1 pseudogene is annotated in these 631 nt (G+C 37.4%); it reads left to right on the forward strand.

What is annotated here, in order from left to right:
- Nucleotides 1-631: pseudogene (locus ABEB23_RS18095) on the forward strand (SWIM zinc finger family protein); the annotation flags it as partial.

Here is a 631-nt window from a genome sequence, read left to right on the forward strand (position 1 = left end):
GACTGGATATGAAGCCGGAAGCGATTGACGGCGAATTTATAGCCAATGGAACTACAAATGTCGATTTTAATGATCCGATGCTAAATGCTTTAAACGCTATTCAGAAGAATGAAAAGGTTACACTTGCTGTTGGTCAGCAGGATGTTCAGGTCATTACAAGTAAAGCAAAAGTGGTCGAGAAAAAAGTAACGCTTCCGCCTAGATGGATAAAAGGCTTAACGAGTGTTCAGCTTTATCTTGCCGATATGGATTTGAAATTCGAACTTAATAAAATTCAGACCGTTCAATTGTTTCAAAGTCTGCCTAAAGGAAATGTAAAAGGCGATTTTTTTATTACCAAAAGAGCCGGGAAATTTATGTTTTCAACGTTAACATCGAGCGACAGTGTAAGAATTGGCGGGGTGCAAAGATTGAGACTTCTGGAAGGAATTCTTTCTATTGTAGATAAAATCTTTGTGTATGAATCGTCAGACAAACAAACTTGCGCAATAGTTTGTGAGTTTGGAAAAATGCAATTATTAATGGCTTTTTCTCCAGATTCTTACCGGGGATTTTCAGGCGAAGGAAATGTACTGGAAACCATGACTGAAAATCTGCCTATGGAATGGGTTTACGGTTTAAATAATTTATT

The organism is Flavobacterium maritimum (assembly GCF_040049085.1).
GTDB lineage: Bacteria > Bacteroidota > Bacteroidia > Flavobacteriales > Flavobacteriaceae > Flavobacterium > Flavobacterium maritimum.